A 22,535-nucleotide genomic window follows, 5' to 3' on the forward strand; every position below is an offset into this window, starting at 1 on the left:
AATAACAATACTGCCGACTATACAATAACTGTAGTCAATTACGTTGATAAAAATGCTAGCAAAGAAAATTTTGAGAATAGTAGAACCTATGCATTAGCAACATTTAGTGGGTATTTAGCTTTTACAAGTGGCTTGCTTGACTATGGAATAAAAATAGCAAATAGTGCTGCCAACACAACACCATACGGAAAGATATTTTCAGTAGTTGATGGTGTTATAAACGGAGTATTTGACAAAAACGGTAATCCTGATAAAAGCATGGAAGATGTTATTGGAACTGTTATTACATCATATTTAACCAGTGCAGCATTAGGTGCTACTACTGGTATCTTCTTGGGTCCTATCGGTTCTATAGTCGGTGCCACGGCGGGAGCAATTATCGGTGGTTTTTACGGCAGTGATGTATTTAAATTTTTTAAGCATAAATTCTTAACAATAATAGATATATCCAAGTCTATTGAAAAAGAAGGCGCTATAAATCCAAATGACTTATCGTTTGAAGCAGCACTTGATCTCTTTTCTATACTAAATTTGCCACACTCTTGGTCTAATAATGATAAATACAAAAGCTTATCAAACTATGAAGACAGCAAACAAACCTTGCTTGAATTTCAAAAATCATTAAATGATTTTGATATAGTGATTTTTGAACCATTTTGTAAAAAAATAAATTATATGCTATCTAAGAGTTTCTCCTTAAATAATATCTATGTAGTTAGCATAAGCTCTGATGGAACTAACAACATCTCAAAGATAAACAAAGCGTTAAAAAAGCGAGAAGAAAATTCTGAGTTTAAAGCGGGCGATAATGAAGAAATTTTACTGATATGCCCCTATTATTCAGCGCAGATCATAGCGCCATATCAGCCTAAAAATACAAAACTTACCATCATCTTGGCAGATAAGACATACCTAGACTGTATAAATTTAAACCCACAAGGAAGTAAAGATGAAAGTAAGCTTATACTAACTAACTATAAATTTAACCCATACGAAGCAAACAGCAAAGAAGAAGATATAAAATTTGTAGATTCAGCGACAAGCGGAGATGTCACGCTTTACAAAGATAGCAACAATAAATTTATATCACAAGATAAAAAATACTCTTATGATGGCTCCAAAGTAACTTTAAATTTCTTTAATAATCTAAACTTTAACCTGCTAAATTTTGCTAAAGAAAATGGCTTTAGCCTAAGAAGCGATAAATCCTCAGCCATGTTTGATGCAAGGCTAAAACTAGCAGATAAAGAAGAGAGCAAACCAACTACAAATAGTGGAAATTGTAATCTCATAGTAAAAAATCTAATAATCACTGATGAAAATTTAAATAGCAGTGATATCAAAGAAATTTATTTGCATAACTGCGAAGACAAAAGGGTATATCGCTCTTGCTCACTTGAGAAAAATGATAATGATGAAGCAGATAAAAACTCATACACGGCTAAATTTAATATAAATCTCATCCTTGATAAAGACCAAAGTGTCTTTAAAAGAACAACTAAATTTATATTAGCCTACCGTGATCTAAGTAAAGACTACTCAACTAGCGATATCCATAGCATGAGTGATAATGGCGTTATATCACTTGAGGCAAAGAAAAAAGCAGAAGGTAGTATCACATATGATCTAAAAACTTCACTTATTGAGGTGGCAAATAATATAACCGGCGTAGTCGTAGATATACAAAACATAGATCAAACAACCATACAAGACACTATAAATTTAAAAGCTGTCTATAAGCCAAATAAGGGTGATGATAATTATAAAGAGGTGAATTGGTCTTATAAAATTATCAAGCAAGGCGAGTATAACAAAGAAGTAAAGTCAAATTTTGTAGCAAATGACATAAAGCTGGAGGGAGAGAAATTTAAAGGCAAAGAGATAAGCTTCACTCCACAAACTGATATAAAAGATCAAAAGCTACTGGATAAGCTAAAAGAAGGCGATAGTACATTAGTGTTTTTTGCATATCTAAAAGCACCAAGATATACGACGAGATATGGTAAAACTCATGGAAGGGTTGATATAAAAGCCTAGACTTTCAAATTTATACAAAACTTTATCTTTACAATATTTTGTAATGTCACACGTTTTTGCTAAAATCGCCCCTTTTAATTTACCTAAAAGGGAGAAAATGAAGAGATATTTAGCCGAGTTTTTTGGCACATTTTGGTTAGTTTTTGGAGGTTGCGGTAGTGCGATATTTGCAGCAGCTTTTCCAGAGCTTGGTATTGGATTTGTAGGTGTTGCGCTTGCTTTTGGTCTTACAGTTCTTACGATGGCTTATGCAGTTGGTCACATCAGTGGCGGCCACTTCAATCCTGCTGTCTCAGTTGGCTTGCTAGTTGGCGGAAGATTTGATAAAAAAGATCTAGTGCCTTACGTCATCGCACAAGTTATCGGAGCGATCGCAGCTGCTGCTGTGCTATATCTTATCGCTTCAGGCAAGGCTGGATTTGACGCTGCTGCAAGCGGTTTTGCTAGCAACGGATACGGAGAGCACTCACCAAATGGCTACAGTCTAGTCTCAGCACTTGTTGCAGAGATAGTCCTAACTGCGTTTTTCCTTATCATCATCCTAGGTGCGACTGATGAGCGTGCGCCAAAAGGCTTTGCACCGATCGCTATTGGCCTTGGTTTGACACTTATCCACCTTATCTCGATACCTATCACAAACACATCGGTTAATCCAGCTCGCTCAACTGGCGTTGCGATATTTCAAGGTACTTGGGCGTTAGAGCAGCTTTGGCTTTTCTGGGTTGCGCCTATCGTTGGAGCTATCATCGGAGCTATCATTTATAGAATTTTAGGCTGCACATGCGGCTGCAAAAGCGCAAAATAATCAAATTTTATGCTTCAAGGGGCGATCTTCGCCCTTTCTACTCTTTCAAATTTAAATAAGTAAAAAGAAATTTATAAGATATTTTGAGGGATCATCTAAGAAATTTAATTCTTAGATGAAAAGAGGATTTAGGCCTTTTTTGTCATCGCCCTAATAGGTATAACAAATATCGCTGCGATAAGGTAAAAAACGATACCAAAGACAGCTGCCATCATAAATATCTCGCCGATATCATAAAAGCTTGACTCAAGCCTAATGGTATCCACGTAATTTATCGCAAACCATAATGCTACGCCAAGAGCGATAGCAAAAACAAAAAATCCCCAAGAAAATAAAAAATTTAAAATCTTAGTCATCAACTTTTCTCCTTTTTGAGTTTATTTATCTACTTTAAATCCGCCGCCAAGTGCTCTGTAAACTTCAACCGCGCTATCTACCTCATCAAGCTTAGCTGAGATATCTTGAAGCTTTGCTTGAAGCAAATTTCTCTGTGCATCAAGAAGCTCTAGGTGTCCGATGTAGCCAGCGTTATACTGATCTTTAGCAAGCGAATAAATTTTTTGCTGCGATTGTAGCAAATTTTTTACCTGATCCAAAGAGAGCTTTGCGTTTTGCCTTGATATAAGGGCATCTCTAACCTCACCAAGTGCTGATCTAACAGTCGCTTCGTAAGTGACGGCCGCGATTTGCTCGTTTGTCTCAGCAACGCGGACGTTGTTTTTTGTCCTGCCATAGTCAAATATTTTTTGCGCTAAAGAGCCACCTATATTCCAAGTATTGGCATTTCCTACAAATATATTTTCAAAATCAATACTTGTAAAGCCCAAAAGTCCGGTAAGTGAGATCGTAGGAAAATAATCAGCCTTTGCCACTCCTACAAGGGCATTTGTAGCTTTTAGATCTGCTAGCGCCTTTGCCACGTCGCTTCTTCTAAGCAAAACATCTGAGCTGATGCCAGCCTTTATCTCGGGTGAGCTTGGTAAATTTTGCGCACTAGCAACGGCTCCTTTTAAAATTTCATCGTTGCTCTTGCCAGTTAGGATGGCTAGCGAAGTAAGCGCTTGCGACTTAGAGTTTAGCACTGAAGTTAGGCTAGTCTTTGCCCTTTCAACCTCAGCTTTACTTTGCAGATAGGTCATCTCATTTATGCCACCAAGATCAAGCTGCGTCTTTCGAAGTGCTAACGTATCTTCGTAGGTCTTTAGTGTCTCTTTTAGTACCGCTTCTTGCATGTTTAGCGATACTAGAGCAAAGTAGCTTTTTGCCACACTTGAGCTAAGGCTTAGTCTGGCGCTATCATAGTCAAATTTGCTCGCATTTAAATTTTCATTAGCTGCAAGCACGCTATTTCGTACTCTACCCCAAAGATCTATCTCGTAGTTTAGCCCTAAATTTATGCTCGAGCTTCTATAGCGTGTTTGAGGCTGCCCAGTGTAAGTTTCACCACTGGTTTTTGCTTTGGTATAACTTACATTTAAATTTACCCCCGGTAGCAAATCAGCCTCAGCAATGCCAAGGCTTGCCTTTGCTTTTTGCAAATTTAAATATGCAATGCGTAAATTTGTATTTTTCTCAAGCGCACTTTCGACTAGAGAATTTAAATTTTCATCGTGAAATTCCTTCCACCAAAGATCTCTTATATCGCTTGTCTCGAAAGTGTATGTCGAGGTGAAATTTGTATCCACGTTTGGCATATCTGGGCGAAACGAGCAACCAGCCAAAAACGCCGTTGTTATAAGTATAAAGGCCTTATTTCTCATCTTTTTTTGCTCCCTTTTTCCAGTATTTTTCATTTAAATTTTCAAGCAAATAGTAAAACATAGGCACGAAAAATATCGCTATCGTTGTTGATGCGATCATGCCACCAACCACGCCAGTTCCTAGTGAGTGGCGAGATGCAGCGCCTGCGCCTGTGCTTATAACCATTGGGAAAACGCCAAGCGTAAATGCGATAGATGTCATAACGATAGGTCTAAAGCGAAGTTTGGCCGCATTTACGGCTGATTCAAATATGCTCTTTCCGCTCTCACGCTCTTGCATAGCAAATTCTACGATCAAGATGGCGTTTTTGGCCGCCAGACCGATGAGTAGCAAAAGACCGATCTCAAAGTAGATGTCGTTTGTTAACCCTCTTATCCAAACAGCTAGCAACGAGCCAAATACCGCAAACGGCACGGCTGTGATGACTGCTAGTGGGATGAGCCATCTTTCGTACTGAGCAGCAAGGATCAAGAAGACAAAGACCATACCAAAGATAAAGGCAACCGTGCCTGTTCCTTGAGAATTTACCTCTTGATACGCAGTTCCTGCCCAGCTTATAGCGTAGTCGTCGCTGCTTAGCGTGTCATTTACGACCTCTTGGATCGCTCTTATCGCATCACCTGATGTGTAGCCAGGTTTTGGATCGCCCATGATCTTAGCCGCTGGAAAGAGGTTAAATCTATCAACGATATCAGGTCCGATCGATCTTGTAAGCGTCGCTACTGAATTTAATGGCACCATCTCGCCCTCATTTGAGCGGACGAAAATCTTTCTTAGATCCTCAGGGTTGTTTCTAAAGTTATCGCTCGCCCTTGCATATACGCGGTAAGATTTACCAGCAAGGTTGAAGTCGTTTATATAGTAAGAGCCAAAAGTAGCCGCTATCGTGCTAAAAATTTCACTCTCGCTTACGCCAAATAGCTTTGCTTTCTCTTTATCAACAGTTATCTTAAACTGGCGGTAGTTCGTCTCAAGCGTCGTTCTTACGCCAGTTAGCTCAGGTCTTGCATTTGCTGCCGCGGTCACCTTTCTAGCGTCTGCTTCTATCTCGTTGTAGCTTTTGCCACTTTTGTTTTGTAGATACATCTCAAAGCCACCAGTCATTGATAGACCCATGATAGGTGGCACGTTTACGACGAAGGTCATCGAGTTTTTAGAGCCCCAAAGCATGCCGTTAAACTGACCTACCAAAGCATCTGCGCCGTCAGTTGCACCTTTTCTCTCGCTCCAGTCTTTTAGCTTTATAAAGCTAATGGCTGAGTTTTCTCTAAGTGAGCTAGCTAGCATATCATAGCCTGCAAAGCCCATGGTAAATTCGACATTTGGATTGCTTAAAATGGCGTTGCTGATAGATTTTACCTCTTCTTTAGTCTTTAGCATATTTGTTGAAGGGGGAAGCGAGGTGATAACCATCAAAGCGCCCTTATCTTCTGAAGGTACAAGTCCTTTTGGCACCTTTTGAAATAAGCCATACGTTGCAAATCCCATTATGCCAATGACTATAAAGCTGATAATGACGTGTTTTAAAATTTTTGCCACGCCAGCTGTAAAGAGCCTAGTGCTAAAGTCAAAGAAGTCGTTAAATTTCTGAACTATCCAAAATGGCTTGTTCTCTTGCTTCTTAAGCATAACCGCACAAAGCGCTGGCGTAAGAGTAAGAGCGACAAAGCCCGAGATACAAACAGCAACGACAAGTGTTAGCGCAAACTGCTTTTGTATAACGCCAACAAAGCCCTCCATAAATGAAACTGGCACGAAAACTGCGCAAAGCACTAGCACGATAGAGATGACCGGAGTTTGCACCTCCTCCATCGCCTTAAATGTCGCGTCTTTTACGCTTATCTCTTTATCTTCATGCAAAATTCTCTCGACGTTTTCTATAACGATGATCGCGTCATCCACGACGATACCGATGGCTAGGATCAGGGCAAAAAGTGTTATCAAATTTATACTAAAGCCCATCACATAAAGCCCGCCAAATGTGCCTATGATAGAGACTGGCACAGCAAGCATCGGTATGATGGTAGCTCTAAAGCTCTTTAAGAAGAAGTACATTACGATAAGAACTAACACCATCGCTTCTACGAAAGTTTTTATAACTTCGTCTATTGAGACGGTGATAAATTCAGTTGGATTATAAGCTATCGTGTGCTCTAGGCCAACTGGGTAGGTTTTCTTTAGCTCTTCAAGCTTTGCTTTGACCGCTTCAGCCGTTGCAAGTGCGTTTGCATCATTTTGCAAAAATAGCAAAAGTGGCACTGCTGGCTTGCCATTTAGCATAGCTTCAGATGCGTAGCTAGCAGCTCCGAGCTCGACTGTGGCGACCTCTTTTAGCTTGACGACTGTGCCGTCATCACTTTTTATCAAAATTTCACCAAACTGCTTTGGATCTTTAAAACGACCTTCAGAAACTACTGAATAAACATAAGGATTTTCACCTTTTGATGGCTGCTCGCCGATCTTGCCAGCGGCGTATTGTGAGTTTTGAATTCTTACTTGAGAGATGACGTCGCTTGGAGTTAGTTTAAACTGAGCAAGTCTGTCTGGCTTTAGCCAAATTCTCATCGAATACTCTTTGTTGCCAATTAGCACTGTGTCACCGATGCCATTTACCCTTTTGATCTCATCAGCGATGTTTAAATTTACATAGTTATATAGCTCAACTTGGTTCATATTTGGACTTGTAAAGCCAACTACTTGAAGGATCGAGCCACTTCTTTCGCGCACCGTTACACCCATGCTTTGCACCTCTTGAGGCAATCTTGAAAGGGCAGCTTGCACGCGGTTATTTACATCGATCGTTGCTTGCTTTGCTGATGAGCCGATCTTAAAATATACGCTTATATTCATAGTACCTGCTGAGCTTGAGGTGCTTTGCATATAAAGCATATTTTCAACACCATTTATCTGATCTTCGATCGCACTTGCGACTGAGTCAGCGATCGTCTGCGCATCAGCACCGCTATATGTCGCACTTACAGAGACAGTAGGCGGAGTAAGACTTGGATACTCCTCTATCGGAAGCCCCTTGATACCCATAAAACCTGCTATAACTATGATGATAGATATAACAGTTGCAAATATCGGGCGGTTTATGAAAAATCTTGAAAACATCTATCTGCCTTTACTTGCTACTTGTAGCGTTTGCATCTTTGCCGTTTATAAATTCTGCACTTAGGTCTTTATCAGTTTCAACTGGTGCGCCAACTCCGATTTTAAGGAAGTTACTAACTATTATCTTATCGCCCTCCTCAAGACCCTCAGTCACAACGATCATATCTTTTGTTTGATATCCTGTTTTTACATTTTTTTGGCCTACTTTGCCATCTTTTACGACTAAAACATAAGTGTTTGTAGCACTTTGTTGAAGGGCAACTTGTGGGATATTAAAGGCATTTTTTTGAACAAATCCACTCATCTTTATATGACCAAACGCACCTGGTAAAATTTTACCTTCACTATTATCAAAGCTAGCCTTTGCCAAAACGCTGCCAGTTGCGGTATTTACGACGTTATCTATAAATGTCACTTTGCCAGTGAAATCTTCATTGTTTAAATTTAAAACAGCCTCGCTATTTAGTTGCTGCCAAGCGCCACTATCTAAATTTGCTTTTCTACTTAGATTATCCACGTCTGCGATGTAAAAGTCAGCTTCGATCGGATTTATCTTAGTTAGTCTTACAAGCTGTGTTTGGCTTGCTACTACAAGTGAGCCAACATCGACTTTATTATCGCCCACTACGCCGTCAAATGGAGCTACTATACTTGTGTAGCCTAGATCTATTTTTGCACTTTTTAAATTTGCTTTTGCGCTTACTAAATTTGCATTTGCGATATCATAAGCTGCAACGGCTGCGTCGTAGTCTTTTTGAGAGACTGCATTTTTCTTATAAAGGGCAGAAATTCTTTTAAACTCAGTCTCGGCATTTTTTAAATTTGCATTTGCCACGCCAACGGCTGCGTCAAGTGAGTCGTAGCTAGCTTGATATTTCTCTGGATCTATGAGAAATAGCTTCTCTCCAGCCTTGACCTTATCGCCAGGCTTAAAAAACTGCTTTATGATCGTGCCGCTAACTTTTGGATAGATGATGACGTCTTGGGGGCTAGTAACTGTGGCTGTGTAGTCAAAGCTAATAGGCACATCTGCTTTTTGTGCAACGAAAATATCAACATGAGATGTCGGCATCTGGCGGCCTGCAGCAGCCTTTTTGTCGCCACTTTCAAAGCAGCCAGAAAGCAAAAAAACGGCAGCTGAAAGCACAAGAAAACTTTTAAATTTCAACATAAAAACCCCTCTTAATTTTAAATTTTAATCCCAAGTTTAGTTTTGTAATTTTCATTACAAAATTTTAAATGCCATGAATATAACCAAAAATAAATTAAAAGTCAATTCTACTTCTTAATAATGCCATTTAAAAATAGCTCCACGCACAAAGCAACGTGCTCTTCACGCTCTTTTTTGCTTAGTTTTGGCTCTTTGTTTATCATAAGCGAGTCGAAGTAATAAAGACCAATTACATTTTTCATAAAGCACTTTGCGGCAAATTTGGCTGGAAATTTTGGATTAAGCTGTGCTTTTATCTCATCTCTTTCAAAGAAATTTATAAGCACAAGATCGATCCTATTTAAAATTTGATCTAAAAATGCCCTGCCAAGCTTGCCACCATTTTTAGAGCTCTCGCTTATCATAGTCCTGCTAAGCAAGACGCTTTTTTTGGTGCAGACGATGGAGAAGATGATGGTTGCAAATTTGGTTAAAAACTCCTCTAAACTATGAGAAATTTTAAGATCTATCTTCTCATCGATCTCTTTTATAAAGTCATCTATCTCTTGCTCGATGATCGCCTTAAAAAGCCCCTCTTTGTTCTCGAAAAATGTGTAAATGCTAGCAAGCGAGCCGCCGCTTATCGCCACGATATCGCTAAGGCTTGTCTTTTCGTAGCCATTTTTTAAAAATAGATCAAGCGCCGTTTTTACGATGAGTTCGTATCTTTTTTTGCCTTTTTCTGAGATCGCCATTTTACTTCCCACTAAATTTTTGCCATTTTATCATCTTTTAGGATAGATAAAGGTGCTGGCTCTTTGCACGCTGATAGTTGGTTCGTCAGTGGCGTAAGCTTTTATATTTATATGTTTTAAAAGATCTTTTTCGCTTGTGTTTTCATTTTTTGATTTTAGCGTGACGATGACCTTTTGCTTTGCGCCAGCTTTTAGTGTAAAAGGCTTATTTGGACGAGAAATTTCTATGCTTTTATCATCTATCTCAAAGTAAAATTTATGATCCTTGCTTTGGGTATTTTGCACTAAAAATACATAAGAATTTTCAACCTCACCTTGATCTAAAACCTTGTAAAGCTCGCTAGTTCTATTTATATTTAAAAGCATGCTCTCTTTTTTACCACTCATCAGCGCCGCAACTACCAAAACTACGCACAAAATGACAAGATAAGCAACTGTTCTAAATCTAAAAATTTTCACCTTTTTATTTTCATTTTGAGAATTTATGCTTCTCCACTCTATAAGCGAGCTTTCGTTAAAGTGCCTCATCACCTTAACGCACGCATCGCTACACTCAAGGCAGTTTATGCACTCAAGCTGCATGCCCTTTCTTATATCTATATGCGTCGGACATATCCTCACGCAGGCCTCACATCCAGTGCAAAGTGCGCCTTCTTCTTTTGGCTTTTTAAATTTCTCTTTGCCATCAAATATAACGCCGCCTCGTTTTTGATTGTAGATGACTTGGATCGTGTCGCTATCAAACATAACTGACTGCACCCTCGCATACGGGCAGACATAGACGCAGAAATTTTCTTTTAAAATGACCACGTCATAGACTAGCCAAGCAGCGATGCTAAGCCAAAATGCAAGTAAAATTTTATGTTCGCTTGGCTCGCTTATATAGGCTAAAAACTCAAATGGCGGCACAAAAAACCACATAAAATTTGCAGCTATGATAAGGGCTAAAACGCACCAAATTCCAACTGCTAATGCACGCTTAAAAATTTGACCTTGTGGCTCATTTTGTTTGTTTTGGATATTTTTTCTGATCTTTAAAATTTTAGTTTGCAAAAGGTCACGAAAGAGCGTTCTAAAAATGGTCTGCGGACAGCTCCAACCGCACCAGACGCGCCCTGCAAGCGTCGTTAAGAAAAATATGCTTAAGAACAAAGTGATAAACAAAAACGGCAGCAAATATAGCTCTTGCATGTCAAATTTTGTAAAAAATAGATCAACTCTGCTCTTATCAAAGCTCAGCAAAAATAGTTGCGCGTCATTTATCCTGATAAATGGCAAGATAAATACAAATAGCGTGATACAGGCGAAAAAAATGTAACGCCTCTTGGCGTAGCTAATATGGATATCCTTTGACATGGTGAGCCTTTTTGATTTTTTGTGATTATACATTAAAACAACTTTAAACCCTTTTTTGCCCTTTTTATCAGGTATGTTTTTACAAATTTATTAAAGGAGCGTGCATGATTTCTAGACGAAAATTTATAAAGACAAGTTTAGTAGCCACAACACTAGCTGCTTTAAATTTAGAGGCGTCACAAAATGAGCCAAAATGGGATAAAGAATTTGACGTGCTTATCGTTGGTAGCGGACTTAGCGCAAATGTTGCTGGTATAGTTTTAGCAGAGGCTGGGCTAAAGGTAGCGCTGATTGAAAAGATGTCAAGACTTGGCGGCAACTCGGTCATTTCACAGCTTGACTTTGCATGCGTTGGATCAGACGAACAGGTAAATGCTGGCGTAAAAGACTCCATAGAACTTTTTGTCAAAGATCTAAACAAAGCAGGTAAGGGTTTTAACGACGTTGCACAATCTCTACGCATAGCTGAAAATTCGAAACGATCGTATGAATTTGTAAAGGCAAGGGGCGTTAAATTTGCTAACAAGCTAAAACATCTTGGCGGACATAGCGTAGCCAGAAGCTTAGAGACAGAGGGCGGTGGTGGAGCATTTGTTCAGACTTTAAATTCGCACTTTGAAAGCAAAGGCGGGGCAAATCTTAAGCGTGTAAAGGCTGAAGAAATTATATTTGATGATAGTGGCAAGGTAGCAGGTTTAAAGGTGAGAGAAGAGTATAAATTTGATAAGAGCTTGGCTGATGATGACATACAAAACACAACAGGCGATAGCAAATTTTACAAAGCAAATAAAGCTGTCATCTTTGCAAGCGGTGGATATTCGGCAGATAAAGCATTTAAAGCTGCTCAAAATCCAAGATTAGCTCTTGCTAAAACACCTTCAAATCCAGGCGCAACAGCTGGTGCTTTAAAGATGATGCTAGCAGCTGGAGCAACGCCTATTCAGCTAAGTCTTGGCAGGTACTCCTTTGGAATCCCAACCGAAGATCTCATCTTTTCAATGATAGTCGATGGTAAAAACTCAAAAAGGTTTATGAACGAAGATGGCGATAGGCAGGGCTTATCGGATAAAATTTTAGAAAATATGCAAGATAACAACTCAGATAAATTTGCAGTGATAATCTTCGATGAAGTCGGTTTTGGAAGCAGCCACGATCCAAAAAGACTAAACAAATTTGTGGAAGATGGAAAGATGAAGAAATTTCAAAATTTAGACGAGCTAGCAAAGGAATTTGGGCTAAATTTAGAGGTTTTAAACAGTGAGATCAAGCGATATAATGAAAATATAGAGAAAAAAGATGATGGTGACTTTAAAAAAGATCTAAGCAAGGTAAATACTATCTCAAAAGCTCCGTTTTATGCGATGCTAGCAGCTCCTGGCATAAGCTATACACCAGGCGGAGTTAGAGTTAGTTTAAACTTTGAAGTTTTAGCTTTAAAAGACAATATGCCCATTAAAAATTTATATGCCATAGGCGAAGCAACAGGCGGAATTCACGGCTATGCAAGGCTTACGAGCTGCTCTACGCCAGACTGCATTAGCTCTGGCTTGATAGCTGCTGAGCATATTTTGAAAGCTTAAATTTATGAAAGTTAAACTATACTCACGGCTTATTTTAATCTGAAAGGTGGTGAGGACGTTGCCTGGTATTAAGGTGCATCCTAACGAGTCATTTGACGAGGGTTACAGAAAGTTTAAAAAACAAACTGACCGTAATTTAGTCGTCACTGAAGCAAGAGCTAGACGCTTCTTTGAGCCTAAAACTGAGATCCGCAAGAAACAAAAAATTGCAGCTCGCAAGAAAATGCTTAAACGTCTTTATATGCTTAGACGCTACGAGTCAAGACTCTAAAACCAAGACAAAGAGGGCTTTGCTCTCTTTGTTTAACTCTTCTTTTAGCCTTATTTTTTTATAATCAAAGCAATTTTTTTATTTTATTTTAAACGGAAATCCGATGCAAAAGCTAGCTGTAAATGAAGCTGCAGAAATTTTAGGCATAACAAAAGAAGCAGTCTATAATAGAATCCGCCGAGGCTCGTTAAAAACAGTCATTGAAAATGGCACTAAATTTGTCATCCTTGACGAGGAGCCAAGTAGCGAAAAACCCGCAAAAACCGCTTCAAAAAGCACAAAAACTAAACCCCAAAACGACGAGTTTGTAAGCTATTTGTTAAATGAGCTAAATGAACTAAAGAGCTTAAATTTAAATTTGCAAGCCGATAAAGATAGGCTTTTTAAAGAAAAAGAGCAGATGCTTATCGAGCGCAAAAATGAAATTTTGCAAATTTACAAGGACAGAGACGAGAAGCTCATGCAGTTTCTAAATGCTATGCAGAGGCCACTTTTAGCGCCTAAAAACGAAAGTGCCGCAAGTGAAGTGGCGATAGATGCGCAGATAGAGGACGAGTCAAAATGGATAAATTTAAGCGAATATCTAAAGGAGTTAAATTTAAAGCCAAAAGCGACAAAAAAGATCAGTGAAAAGATAATAAAAGCGATACATCACTCCAAATTTATCAAATTTAAACGCGGCGTGATACTTGTTAGAAGACATAAAAATTTAAAAGAGTTGATAGGAGAGATATGAAACACATTAAAAAGATAGCAACTTATGCTGCGGTTGGGGGATTTGGTGCCATTATCATGGCTGGACTTGCTGGTTGCGGAAGCGACGATGGCGGTAACGAAAACGCATTAAACGAAGTTGCACAAAAAAACGGTGCCTTTGTCATCATCGAAGAGAGCGCGCCTGGCGTTTATAAAATCTTAGAAGAGTATCCAAGCACCGAAACTAGGGTCGTGCTAAAAGATATGAACGGCACTGAGCGCGTGCTAAGCAAAGATGAGATCGATAAGCTTCTAGCTCAAGCAAACGCAAAGATCGACAATAACACTTCAAATTTGACAAGAACTAGCGACGCACAGCTAAGTAGCGGCGGGCTAAGCCTTGGCGAGACGATCCTTGCCTCAGCAGCTGGCGCGATACTTGGTAGCTGGATAGGCAGTAAGCTCTTTGGCAACCAAAATTTCCAAGCAAATCGCCAAAGCACATATAAAAATCCAAGTGCCTATACAAGAAGTGTGGATAGCTTTAATAAGCAAAAAGCGGCAAATTCTGCTGCAAGAAGCAGCGGTGGCAAGAGCGGATTTTTCGGTGGTGGCTCAAAGTCAAGCTCTGGCTCATCAAGCTTTGGAGGCTGAAAATGATAAATTTAAGAAAAATCACCCCATTAAATAACGAATTTATGGAGAAGATCGGCTTTGCATGGCACACGGATAACGACAACAGCTCGTATATCGCTGATGAGATCGTGCAAGTAAGCGAAAAAGAGGCAAATGCCTACTACGAGGCGGCAAACGAGCTATATGATATGTATGTAAATGCCGCTCAACACGTGATCGACAACAACCTTTTTCACGAGATAGGCATACCATTTAACCTTGTTGATATTATAAAAAATAGCTGGGAAAATGACGTTCACTGGCACCTTTACGGCAGGTTTGACCTAGCTGGCGGGCTTGATGGTAAGCCTATAAAGCTCATTGAGTTTAACGCCGACACGCCAACGGCAGTTTTTGAGACGGCGATCATCCAGTGGGCGATGCTAAAGCTAAATCACATGGACGAAGCAGCCCAGTTTAACGACCTTTACGAGTCGCTAAAGCAAAATTTCAAACGCCTTATCACGCTTGGCGACGAGGATGCGGACTTTGACGAGCTTTACGAGGGCTGGGGGATACTATTTAGCAGCATCGCAGGCAGCATCGAGGATGAGCAGACCGTAAAACTACTGCAATACATCGCAAAAGAGGCTGGCTTTAAAACAGACTTTGCCTACGTTGATGAGGTCGTTTTTGACGATAATGAGGGCATTTTTAAAAATGATGAAAATTTCGAGTATTGGTTCAAGCTTGTTCCTTGGGAGAGCATAGCGATCGATGAGGGCGAGCTGGCTCTTATACTTTCAAACATCGTCAAAAATCAAAAAGCTATCATCATAAATCCAGCCTATACGCTACTTTTCCAAAGCAAAGGGATCTTAAAAATCCTTTGGGATCTATATCCTAATCACCCACTCTTGCTTGAAACCTCAAATGAGCCGCTAAATGGCAAAAAATATGTGAAAAAGCCGGTATTTGGCAGAGAAGGTGCAAACGTCTCGATATACGATGAAAACGGCACACAAATAGCAAGCAGTGATGGCGAATACGACTCAAACAAAGCCATCTATCAAGAATTTTACGAGTTTAATCAAGATGAGAGGGGCGAGAGCTACCAAGCAGGGGTATTTTACGCTTATGAAGCGTGCGCGCTTGGATATAGAAAGGGCGGCAAAATTTTAGATAACTACTCTAAATTTGTAGGGCATTTTATTAAGGACTAAAGATGAAGATCGTTTGTTTGGACGCGGCAACGCTGGGAGAAAACGTAGATCTTAGTGTTTTTAAGAAATTTGGCGAGTTTATCAGCTACCAAAAAACTAAAAGCGAAGAGGTCGTGCCACGTCTAAAGGGCGTTGATGTCGTCATCACAAACAAGGTCATCATCGACGAAGCCGTGATGGACGCGCTAAATTTAAAGCTTATCTGCATAAGTGCAACTGGCATGAACAATGTCGATCTGGAGCATGCAAAAGCTAAAAACATAGCTGTTAAAAACGTCGCTGGCTACTCAACCCCAAGCGTTGTGCAGCATACGTTTGCCTTGCTTTTTGAGCTAACAAACCGCATCAAATTTTATGATCACTACGTAAAAAGTGGCGAGTGGGTGAAAAGCGAAATTTTCACCTATCTTGGCGCAGATATCAGCGAGATCGCTGGCAAAGAGTTTGGCATCATCGGACTTGGCGAGATAGGACGCGGCGTGGCGGCAGCAGCACGTGCATTTGGCGCTAACGTGAGCTACTACTCGACAAGCGGAGCAAATAAAAATAGTGAATTTGCGCAAAAAAGCTTAGACGAGCTACTAAGAAGCAGCGACATCATCAGCATCCACGCACCGCTAAATGAAAAGACTAGAAATTTACTAGGCACAAACGAGATAAATTTGCTAAAAGATGATGCGATAGTGCTAAATTTAGGACGCGGCGGCATAGTTGATGAAGCTGCGATGGCAAGGGCGATAGATGAGAGAAACCTGCGTTTTGGCACCGACGTTTTAGAAAGTGAGCCAATGAGCGAAAATAGCCCATTTTTAAATGTAAAAAACAAAGAAAATTTACTAATCACCCCGCACGTGGCATGGGGCAGCTTGGAGGCTAGAAAACGGCTGATCTCACTCATGGTTAAAAATATAGAAGAATTTATAAAAGGATAGAAAATGGCAAGCGAACATAGCTTTGATATAAGCGCCGAGGTCGATATGATGGAGGTTAAAAACGCTCTTGAGACGGCTAAAAAAGAGATCGCAGCAAGGTATGACTTTAAGGGGCTTGCGGCTGAAGTAGAGCTAAATGAAAAGGAGAAATTTATCACGCTTCTTAGCTCAAGCGATAACAAGATCGACGCGCTAAAAGACATCGTGATCTCAAAGCTCATCAAGCGCAACATCCCACCAGTGGCGATCACAGAGATAAAAAGAGAGCCAGCGAGCGGGGGAAATTTAAAAGCGACGCTAAAGCTAAATGATACGCTTGATAGTGAAAACTCAAAAAAGATCACCAAAGCGATCAAGGACTCAAAGATCAAGGTTAGCGCGCAGATCAGGGGCGAAGAGATCAGAGTGACAAGCAAAAGCATAGACGATCTGCAGGAGTGTATAAAGCTGGTTAGGGGGCTAAACCCAGAACTCCCGATAAGCTTTAAAAACCTAAAGTAATGGCTTCTCGTGAGTGCCTTTAAATGAGCTAGAAAAATTCTCACTCCGCAGGCTATATCGCATATTTTCGCTTTATTATGCGTCGTTGATTCAAATTTTTGCTCGGTCATTACCAATTCGGTAACTCCCGTCACAAAAATTTAAATCGCCTCGCCTAATTTTGCGAAAACGTCGCATGATTTTCATGTTAAAATTTGGTAAGTTGCTTGGATAAATTTGCGAAATTTCGCATGATTTTGTATCTAAAATTTGGCGTATTCATGGATGAAATTTCGCCTTATCGTTTTATTTAAATTTGATATATCTAAATTCTAAAAAGGGGTAAAAATGGGCTTTTTTAAGAAAATACTTGGTAAGCAAATAGACCTTGGCGAGCAGATGCCGATCTATTTTGTAAGTAGCGACGAAGACTATATGCAGCGCGCATTTGAGCAAGCTAGAGAGAGCTTTAAGTATTTTTGGCGTGAGCTTTACTGGGAGCGCCGCAGGATCGCACCTATGCTTGATTATGCGATGGTTAAAATTTGCTTTCTTGACACCATAAACGGCGAAGAAGTTGGCGAGCACATGTGGGTAAATGACGTTGAATTTGACGGAGAGACGATATATGGCACGCTCGTAAATGAGCCAGATAGCGTGCAAAACGTCAAAGTTGGCGATCAAATAAGCGCAAAATTTACCGATATGAGCGACTGGCTCTTTGCCATAGGTGGGCGAGCATACGGCGGATTTAGCGTGCAGGCGATGCGCTCACGTATGCAAAAAGATGAGCTAGCCGAGCATGACGCGGCTTGGGGACTTGATTTTGGCGATTTTAAAGACATTTTGGTAGTTTTCGAGCAAAAAGAGCACCCAGAAAATTTGATCGAGCATCCGATGAGTAAAAATATGACCGAGCAGTTTGAAAACTACGCAAAAGAGCACCCAAGCGTAGCCACGGATGCCGATGAGTTTGGATATACACAGCTCCACCACGAGGCGATCGCTGGGAATTTAAACCTTGTAAATCTCTTGCTAAAATACGGCGCTGATAAAAATGCTCGCACTAAAAGTGGCAAAACGGCGGCTGATTTTGCTGAGAATTTGGGCTGGGAGCACATCGCAAAGGTGCTTAGGTAGTTAAATTTGTAAATTTAGTAGAAAGAGGCGAAATTTGAGCTACCAAGACATTTTAGATGAAAAAGATGAGAGCGTTAAAAACGCTAAAAAATTTGTAAATTTCTTAAAGGCAAATTTTTCAAACTGCGAGATAAGAAGCAGCAAACAAGCGCGTTTGATCGCACTTTTAAATGAAGGAAAAGACCTTTTTGATAGGTTAAATAGGACAAATTTTAATGAAGTTTCAAAAAGGCTTGGCGAGATAAAAGAGCAGATCACTCTTGTCATTTTGGATATCAAAGATGAGATCATAAAGGACTTTGGCGAGCAAAACTACGAAATTTACAAAAAGGCGCTCTCAAGAGAGCCAGAGGAGCTTGAAAAAGTCAAAAATGAGCTACTTTTAAACTCGTTTTTCGAGAGCCATTTGGGCGAGCACTCGGCAAATTTAAAGGCAAATTTCATAAAAGAGTGCGCTACAAATTTCTTCAAGCACTCAAATTTCATCGTCCCAGTCGTCAGCGTGCTTTGCTACTTTTTATATTTTGGTTTTGAGACCCGATATTTTCCGAGTTTAGATAGCTCGGAGATGATATTTACAGGCATCTTGCTATTTTGCGCGATCGCATTTGTCACTGTTTTTGAGATATTAGTCCTCGTTTTTGTCTCATTTTTGTACCAAAACGACGATAAAAAGTATAAATTTAAAAAGCCAAAATTTCTATTTTTTTATAGCTCAAATTTTATCTATTTTTTAACGCTCATCTCTTTTGCCATTTTGGCCTTTGCAGGCTACAAGCTAAACTACGGCTGGAGCACTATTTTGTCGATGTTTTTACTTTCCTACGTTGGAGTAAATTTGGCAGTTTTCTTTAAAGATAGATCAAAATTTATCATCTATCTTCTGTCATTTCTCATGATTTTACTCTTTATAGTTTCAGTTATTATCTTAAAAAATGGCGGGTTTTTAGCACTTTGGATACTCTTTTGCTCATTCATGCTCTCGTTTATGCTAGGCGTTTCAAGCATCAAAGAAACCAAGGACTTTTCGTTTGTATTTTACGCTGCACTCACTCTTATGATCGTTTCAAACTCGCTTTTATTTATAAAATACACAGCAAAAACCTTTAACATAGGCGACGTGGATTATAAATTTTTACTTGTGGATAAAAGTGCGTTAAAGGCGCTACCAAGCTCACTTTGTGATGCAAAAGACAAAGAGCAAATGCCTTGTGAGATAGATGAGAAAGCAGTTAAAATTTATGGTATAAAATCACTTTGCAATATCGGTAAATTTTACTATCTTCAGACAAGAGACGGAGTGAAATTTGAGCTTGACTCAAGCAAGGTCATATCAAGGGCTAAAGAAAAGTAGGCTAAGCATAAATTTATAGAGCAAAAGCGAGCAAGATATGTAAAAATCGCAGGTTTGTAAAAATGAAAAATTTAAAAAATGATTGCATTTTTTACTCAAAATTTACGTTACTACAAGGCTAAATTTATTAAAATTTGGCTATCCTAATGGACTAAATTAAAACTAACTTATTTAAGGCGATTAATTATGATTTTTAAAAATATTGTTGAGAGTTTTGCTGTAAATTACGCTCATAATTCTATACAAAAATCGCTATATAACGAATTTAACATAGACATTTTAAACACGACTTACACCAAAACTCCAAAAAAAGACAAAAAGTACATGCTATACGCTCACGTGCCGTTTTGTCACACATTTTGCCCGTATTGCTCGTTTCATAAGTACCACTACGAGCAGGAGCTTGCCAAAATTTACTTTGAAAATTTACGCGAGGAGATGAGGCAGATAAAGGAGGCTGGCTTTGACTTTACATCGCTTTATGTGGGTGGTGGCACGACGCTTATAAACGAGCCAGAGCTTGAAAAAACGCTAAAACTCGCAAAAGATCTATTTAGTATCGAAGATGTCTCAGCTGAGAGCGACCCAAATCACATCTCGCCAGAGAGCCTCAGCCGCTTTGACGGCCTCATCGACCGCTTAAGCGTAGGCGTGCAAAGCTTTGATAACGAGACCTTAAAAAGGGTTGGCAGATATGATAAATTTGGCTCGGCTGAGGAGACAAAAAGAAAGATAGAGCAGGCTATCGGCAAGATACCAGTCATAAGCCTAGATCTCATCTTTAACCTGCCAAATCAAACAAAAGAGCAGCTAATAAACGACATAAACACTGCAAAATCGATCTCCCCACAGCAAATCACCTTCTATCCGCTCATGAAATCAGAACTAACAAGAGAAAACATCGCTCGCGCACTTGGCGTCTCAAACGTCGATAACGAGCGCGAATTTTACGAGATCATAGTGAGTGAATTTGCTAAAGGCGGCTACAAGCAAAGCAATGCCTGGGCATTTTCAAACGAAAAAAGCGCAGACCTTCGCGACGAATATGTAGGCTCAAATTTAGAGTACGTGGGCGTTGGTAGTGGCGCGTTTAGCTTCTTAAACGGCGAGCTTGTGATAAATGCCTTTAACCTACTTGACTACGGCAGAAAAGTCAAAGATAGACAAAGCCCAGTCATCGCAAAATGCGCATTTAGCAAAAAAGAGAGACTAAAATATACATTTTTAACAAGGCTTTTTGACGGCGCCGTGGATATCAAAACCTATAATGAGCAAAACGATGCAAACATCAACAAAGACCTATTTGTCGAGCTTAGCTTGCTAAAACTTGTAAATGCGATCTACGAAGAAAATGGCGTTATCAAGCCAACATTTTTTGGCAAATACATCTGCGTCGTGCTCATGCGCGACTTCTATGCTGGCATGGATAAAGTGCGCGCGATATTTAAGGATGACGCGAAGATCAAACGCAGCAAGGTGCTTCACATCATGAGTGAAAATACCGAGCAAAAATTTGATCAAAACATCATCCAGCCACGTGCTGCCATGTAATGCTTGTAAATTTAATAAAAAGCAATCTTTTTTCAATAATCAAAATAGTGATCCTGACGCTTGCCTTTAGCGGGCTTGGCGTCTGGACGCTCTCTTTTATAAACAACGAACTTGTAAATTTAAAAGAATTTAACGCTCCCTTGGCGGTTAAATTTATAGTTGTTTTGCTTCTCTTTTTTCTAAGTGCCATCGCTGCAAACATCTCGCTCACAAATTTTGGACATAAATTTATCTATGAGCTTAGATATCAAAGCGTAAAGCAAATTTTAGACACGCCAAATAGCTTGATAAACGAGATCGGCAAGGCAAAGATCATAGCAAGTCTAAACAACGACATAAAAACGATCACATTTGCCTTTATGAGCGCTACTGGCTTCATACAAAGCCTAGTTTTCATCATCTGCGCTAGCATCTATCTTTGCGTGATCGCGCCAAAAGTTTTTATATTTCTAGCCGTTTGGATCGGTGCGACGCTTTTTATAAACACGTTTTTGATGAAAAAGATCCACTTTTACTTTAAAGACTCAAGGACGCAAGATGACGCGCTTCAAAGGCACTATGATGACATCGTTGAGGGTCATAGAGAGCTTAGTCTAAACAGAGCAAGAGCGCAAATTTGCTTTGATGAGCTAAATTTGACAGGCGACAAGAAGCGCCAAAGCATGGTAAAAGCTGACGTATTTCACGCACTAAGTGATAATTTCACAAACGTGATGCTCCTTGGCTCAGTCGGACTTTGTGTATTTTTATGCGTGGCATTTGACTGGGCAAGCCTGCAAACAGCACTTAGTATAAGCCTTACGATACTATTTTTAAGAGGCTCATTTATGAGTATGGTTGGCTCCATACCAGCCGCACTTAGCGCAAAGGTGAGCTTAGAAAAGATCATGAGTTTAAATTTAAATGAATTTAAAGAAGGCTTTAAATTTGATGATAGCCTAAGCGATGAGTGGCAAAGCATCAGGCTAAAGGATATAAATTTCAACTACGACCACGGCAAATTTAGCCTAAAAGATGTAAATTTAGAGATCAAACGCGGTGAGATAACATTTATCATCGGTAAAAATGGCAGCGGCAAAAGCACGCTTATAAACATCCTTTGTGGACTTATCCGCCCAAGTAGCGGCGAAATTTACCTTGATAGCACAAAGATAGATGAGGCAAATTTACAAAGCTATCAAGCCAAAATAAGCGCCATCTTTGCTGATTTTTATCTATTTTCGCAAACGCTCTCTCGTGATGGCTTTGCCAGCCAAAGCGATATAGAGGGGCTCTTGGCTCTGCTTGAGATAGATAAAAAGGTAAGTGTGGTGGATAATAAACTTAGCACCACGCAGCTCTCAACCGGCCAGAGAAAGCGCCTAAGCCTGCTAATAGCCATATTAGAGCGCCGCTCTATCCTTATCCTTGATGAGTGGGCGGCCGATCAAGACCCATTATTTAAGCGTAAATTTTATAAAGAAATTTTGCCGTTTTTGCAAAGCAAGGGTGTGAGCGTCATCGCTGTAAGCCACGATGATAGCTACTTTGACGTGGCAACTAGGATCATTTTAGTTAAAGATGGTTTTGTGCGCGAGCTTGATGAGGCTGAGCGCATAAGTGCCGCAAAAGACGCTGTGGAAAAGATAAAATAAGAGTATTTTTTACACAAAAAGAGATTTACATCGCTACTCTTGAGCTATTTCAAGATCAAATAAATTTAAATTTAGTAGAAT

General features: G+C 39.8%; 18 protein-coding genes and 1 pseudogene. 13 read left to right on the forward strand and 6 right to left on the reverse strand.

The genetic code is table 11. The annotated features are described in order from the left end of the window. Together CYP84_RS10845 and aqpZ are read left to right on the forward strand one after the other, a co-directional pair. Positions 1-2,037: pseudogene (locus CYP84_RS10845) on the forward strand (hypothetical protein); the annotation flags it as partial. Positions 2,038-2,134: 97 nt separating this feature from the next. Next, the gene (gene aqpZ / locus CYP84_RS10190; protein WP_103637453.1) at positions 2,135-2,842 is read left to right on the forward strand and encodes an aquaporin Z; all 708 of its coding nucleotides are present in this window, start codon (positions 2,135-2,137) and stop codon (positions 2,840-2,842) included. Between the two features lie 128 nt (positions 2,843-2,970). Here the strand turns inward: aqpZ and CYP84_RS10195 are convergent, their stop codons facing one another. The 6 genes from CYP84_RS10195 to ccoG form a co-directional block, all read right to left on the reverse strand. Continuing rightward, entirely contained in the window at positions 2,971-3,198 is a 228-nt protein-coding gene (locus CYP84_RS10195) for a hypothetical protein (RefSeq protein ID WP_004318043.1), read from the reverse strand. 21 nt (positions 3,199-3,219) lie between these two features. Next, the gene (locus CYP84_RS10200) at positions 3,220-4,602 is read right to left on the reverse strand and encodes an efflux transporter outer membrane subunit (RefSeq protein WP_103637454.1); all 1,383 of its coding nucleotides are present in this window, start codon (positions 4,600-4,602) and stop codon (positions 3,220-3,222) included. Next, the gene (locus CYP84_RS10205; protein ID WP_103637455.1) at positions 4,592-7,717 is read right to left on the reverse strand and encodes an efflux RND transporter permease subunit; all 3,126 of its coding nucleotides are present in this window, start codon (positions 7,715-7,717) and stop codon (positions 4,592-4,594) included. Before CYP84_RS10205 ends, CYP84_RS10200 begins: the two co-directional genes overlap by 11 nt. A gap of 10 nt (positions 7,718-7,727) precedes the next feature. Beyond that, complete coding sequence (locus CYP84_RS10210) at positions 7,728-8,888, reverse strand: efflux RND transporter periplasmic adaptor subunit (RefSeq protein WP_103637456.1); 1,161 nt, start codon at positions 8,886-8,888, stop codon at positions 7,728-7,730. Positions 8,889-8,995: 107 nt separating this feature from the next. Continuing rightward, the gene (locus CYP84_RS10215) at positions 8,996-9,622 is read right to left on the reverse strand and encodes a TetR/AcrR family transcriptional regulator (protein WP_103614779.1); all 627 of its coding nucleotides are present in this window, start codon (positions 9,620-9,622) and stop codon (positions 8,996-8,998) included. A gap of 30 nt (positions 9,623-9,652) precedes the next feature. After that, on the reverse strand, positions 9,653-10,978 hold the full coding sequence (gene ccoG, locus CYP84_RS10220; RefSeq protein ID WP_103614778.1) for a cytochrome c oxidase accessory protein CcoG: 1,326 nt from the start codon (positions 10,976-10,978) through the stop codon (positions 9,653-9,655). Positions 10,979-11,082: 104 nt separating this feature from the next. Between ccoG and CYP84_RS10225 the strand changes: the two genes are divergently transcribed. From CYP84_RS10225 to CYP84_RS10275, 11 genes are all read left to right on the forward strand, one after another. Next, the gene (locus tag CYP84_RS10225; RefSeq protein WP_103637457.1) at positions 11,083-12,558 is read left to right on the forward strand and encodes an FAD-dependent oxidoreductase; all 1,476 of its coding nucleotides are present in this window, start codon (positions 11,083-11,085) and stop codon (positions 12,556-12,558) included. Positions 12,559-12,616: 58 nt separating this feature from the next. After that, positions 12,617-12,829, forward strand: a complete 213-nt coding sequence (gene rpsU / locus CYP84_RS10230) for a 30S ribosomal protein S21 (protein WP_009294994.1) — start codon at positions 12,617-12,619, stop codon at positions 12,827-12,829. Positions 12,830-12,932: 103 nt separating this feature from the next. Next, a complete protein-coding gene (locus tag CYP84_RS10235; protein ID WP_103614777.1) occupies positions 12,933-13,565 on the forward strand; it encodes a DNA-binding protein in 633 nt (210 codons plus the stop codon). Continuing rightward, positions 13,562-14,179: a UPF0323 family lipoprotein gene (locus CYP84_RS10240; RefSeq protein ID WP_103581498.1), complete on the forward strand. Its 618-nt coding sequence runs from the start codon at positions 13,562-13,564 to the stop codon at positions 14,177-14,179. Before CYP84_RS10235 ends, CYP84_RS10240 begins: the two co-directional genes overlap by 4 nt. 2 nt (positions 14,180-14,181) lie before the next feature. After that, positions 14,182-15,363 carry a glutathionylspermidine synthase family protein gene (locus CYP84_RS10245; protein WP_103637458.1) on the forward strand — a complete coding sequence of 394 codons (1,182 nt, stop codon included), beginning with the start codon at positions 14,182-14,184 and terminating at the stop codon, positions 15,361-15,363. A 2-nt stretch (positions 15,364-15,365) separates the two neighbouring features. Continuing rightward, on the forward strand, positions 15,366-16,295 hold the full coding sequence (locus CYP84_RS10250; RefSeq protein ID WP_103637459.1) for a D-2-hydroxyacid dehydrogenase: 930 nt from the start codon (positions 15,366-15,368) through the stop codon (positions 16,293-16,295). Positions 16,296-16,298: 3 nt separating this feature from the next. Beyond that, on the forward strand, positions 16,299-16,796 hold the full coding sequence (locus CYP84_RS10255) for a YajQ family cyclic di-GMP-binding protein (RefSeq protein WP_103637460.1): 498 nt from the start codon (positions 16,299-16,301) through the stop codon (positions 16,794-16,796). A 327-nt stretch (positions 16,797-17,123) separates the two neighbouring features. Further along, positions 17,124-17,915 carry a DUF2314 domain-containing protein gene (locus CYP84_RS10260; RefSeq protein WP_103637461.1) on the forward strand — a complete coding sequence of 264 codons (792 nt, stop codon included), beginning with the start codon at positions 17,124-17,126 and terminating at the stop codon, positions 17,913-17,915. A gap of 34 nt (positions 17,916-17,949) precedes the next feature. After that, positions 17,950-19,269, forward strand: a complete 1,320-nt coding sequence (locus tag CYP84_RS10265) for a hypothetical protein (protein WP_103637462.1) — start codon at positions 17,950-17,952, stop codon at positions 19,267-19,269. Between the two features lie 186 nt (positions 19,270-19,455). Next, entirely contained in the window at positions 19,456-20,820 is a 1,365-nt protein-coding gene (locus CYP84_RS10270) for a coproporphyrinogen III oxidase family protein (RefSeq protein ID WP_103637463.1), read from the forward strand. Then, a complete protein-coding gene (locus tag CYP84_RS10275; RefSeq protein ID WP_103637464.1) occupies positions 20,820-22,454 on the forward strand; it encodes a multidrug ABC transporter permease/ATP-binding protein in 1,635 nt (544 codons plus the stop codon). The genes CYP84_RS10270 and CYP84_RS10275 overlap by 1 nt, the downstream gene beginning before the upstream one ends. The last annotated feature ends 81 nt before the right edge of the window (positions 22,455-22,535 follow it).

It is taken from the genome of Campylobacter concisus, assembly GCF_002912425.1.
Classification (GTDB): Bacteria; Campylobacterota; Campylobacteria; order Campylobacterales; family Campylobacteraceae; genus Campylobacter_A; species Campylobacter_A concisus_AH.

Coding starts and splice junctions, on each gene's coding strand:
- CYP84_RS10200 (WP_103637454.1), bottom strand. CDS start 4,602: ATGAGAAATAAGGCCTTTATACTTATAACAACGGCGTTTTTGGCTGGT.
- CYP84_RS10235 (WP_103614777.1), top strand. CDS start 12,933: ATGCAAAAGCTAGCTGTAAATGAAGCTGCAGAAATTTTAGGCATAACA.
- CYP84_RS10225 (WP_103637457.1), top strand. CDS start 11,083: ATGATTTCTAGACGAAAATTTATAAAGACAAGTTTAGTAGCCACAACA.
- CYP84_RS10205 (WP_103637455.1), bottom strand. CDS start 7,717: ATGTTTTCAAGATTTTTCATAAACCGCCCGATATTTGCAACTGTTATA.
- CYP84_RS10270 (WP_103637463.1), top strand. CDS start 19,456: ATGATTTTTAAAAATATTGTTGAGAGTTTTGCTGTAAATTACGCTCAT.
- CYP84_RS10210 (WP_103637456.1), bottom strand. CDS start 8,888: ATGTTGAAATTTAAAAGTTTTCTTGTGCTTTCAGCTGCCGTTTTTTTG.
- CYP84_RS10195 (WP_004318043.1), bottom strand. CDS start 3,198: ATGACTAAGATTTTAAATTTTTTATTTTCTTGGGGATTTTTTGTTTTT.
- ccoG (WP_103614778.1), bottom strand. CDS start 10,978: ATGTCAAAGGATATCCATATTAGCTACGCCAAGAGGCGTTACATTTTT.
- CYP84_RS10215 (WP_103614779.1), bottom strand. CDS start 9,622: ATGGCGATCTCAGAAAAAGGCAAAAAAAGATACGAACTCATCGTAAAA.
- CYP84_RS10250 (WP_103637459.1), top strand. CDS start 15,366: ATGAAGATCGTTTGTTTGGACGCGGCAACGCTGGGAGAAAACGTAGAT.
- CYP84_RS10260 (WP_103637461.1), top strand. CDS start 17,124: ATGGGCTTTTTTAAGAAAATACTTGGTAAGCAAATAGACCTTGGCGAG.
- CYP84_RS10240 (WP_103581498.1), top strand. CDS start 13,562: ATGAAACACATTAAAAAGATAGCAACTTATGCTGCGGTTGGGGGATTT.
- aqpZ (WP_103637453.1), top strand. CDS start 2,135: ATGAAGAGATATTTAGCCGAGTTTTTTGGCACATTTTGGTTAGTTTTT.
- CYP84_RS10245 (WP_103637458.1), top strand. CDS start 14,182: ATGATAAATTTAAGAAAAATCACCCCATTAAATAACGAATTTATGGAG.
- CYP84_RS10275 (WP_103637464.1), top strand. CDS start 20,820: ATGCTTGTAAATTTAATAAAAAGCAATCTTTTTTCAATAATCAAAATA.
- CYP84_RS10255 (WP_103637460.1), top strand. CDS start 16,299: ATGGCAAGCGAACATAGCTTTGATATAAGCGCCGAGGTCGATATGATG.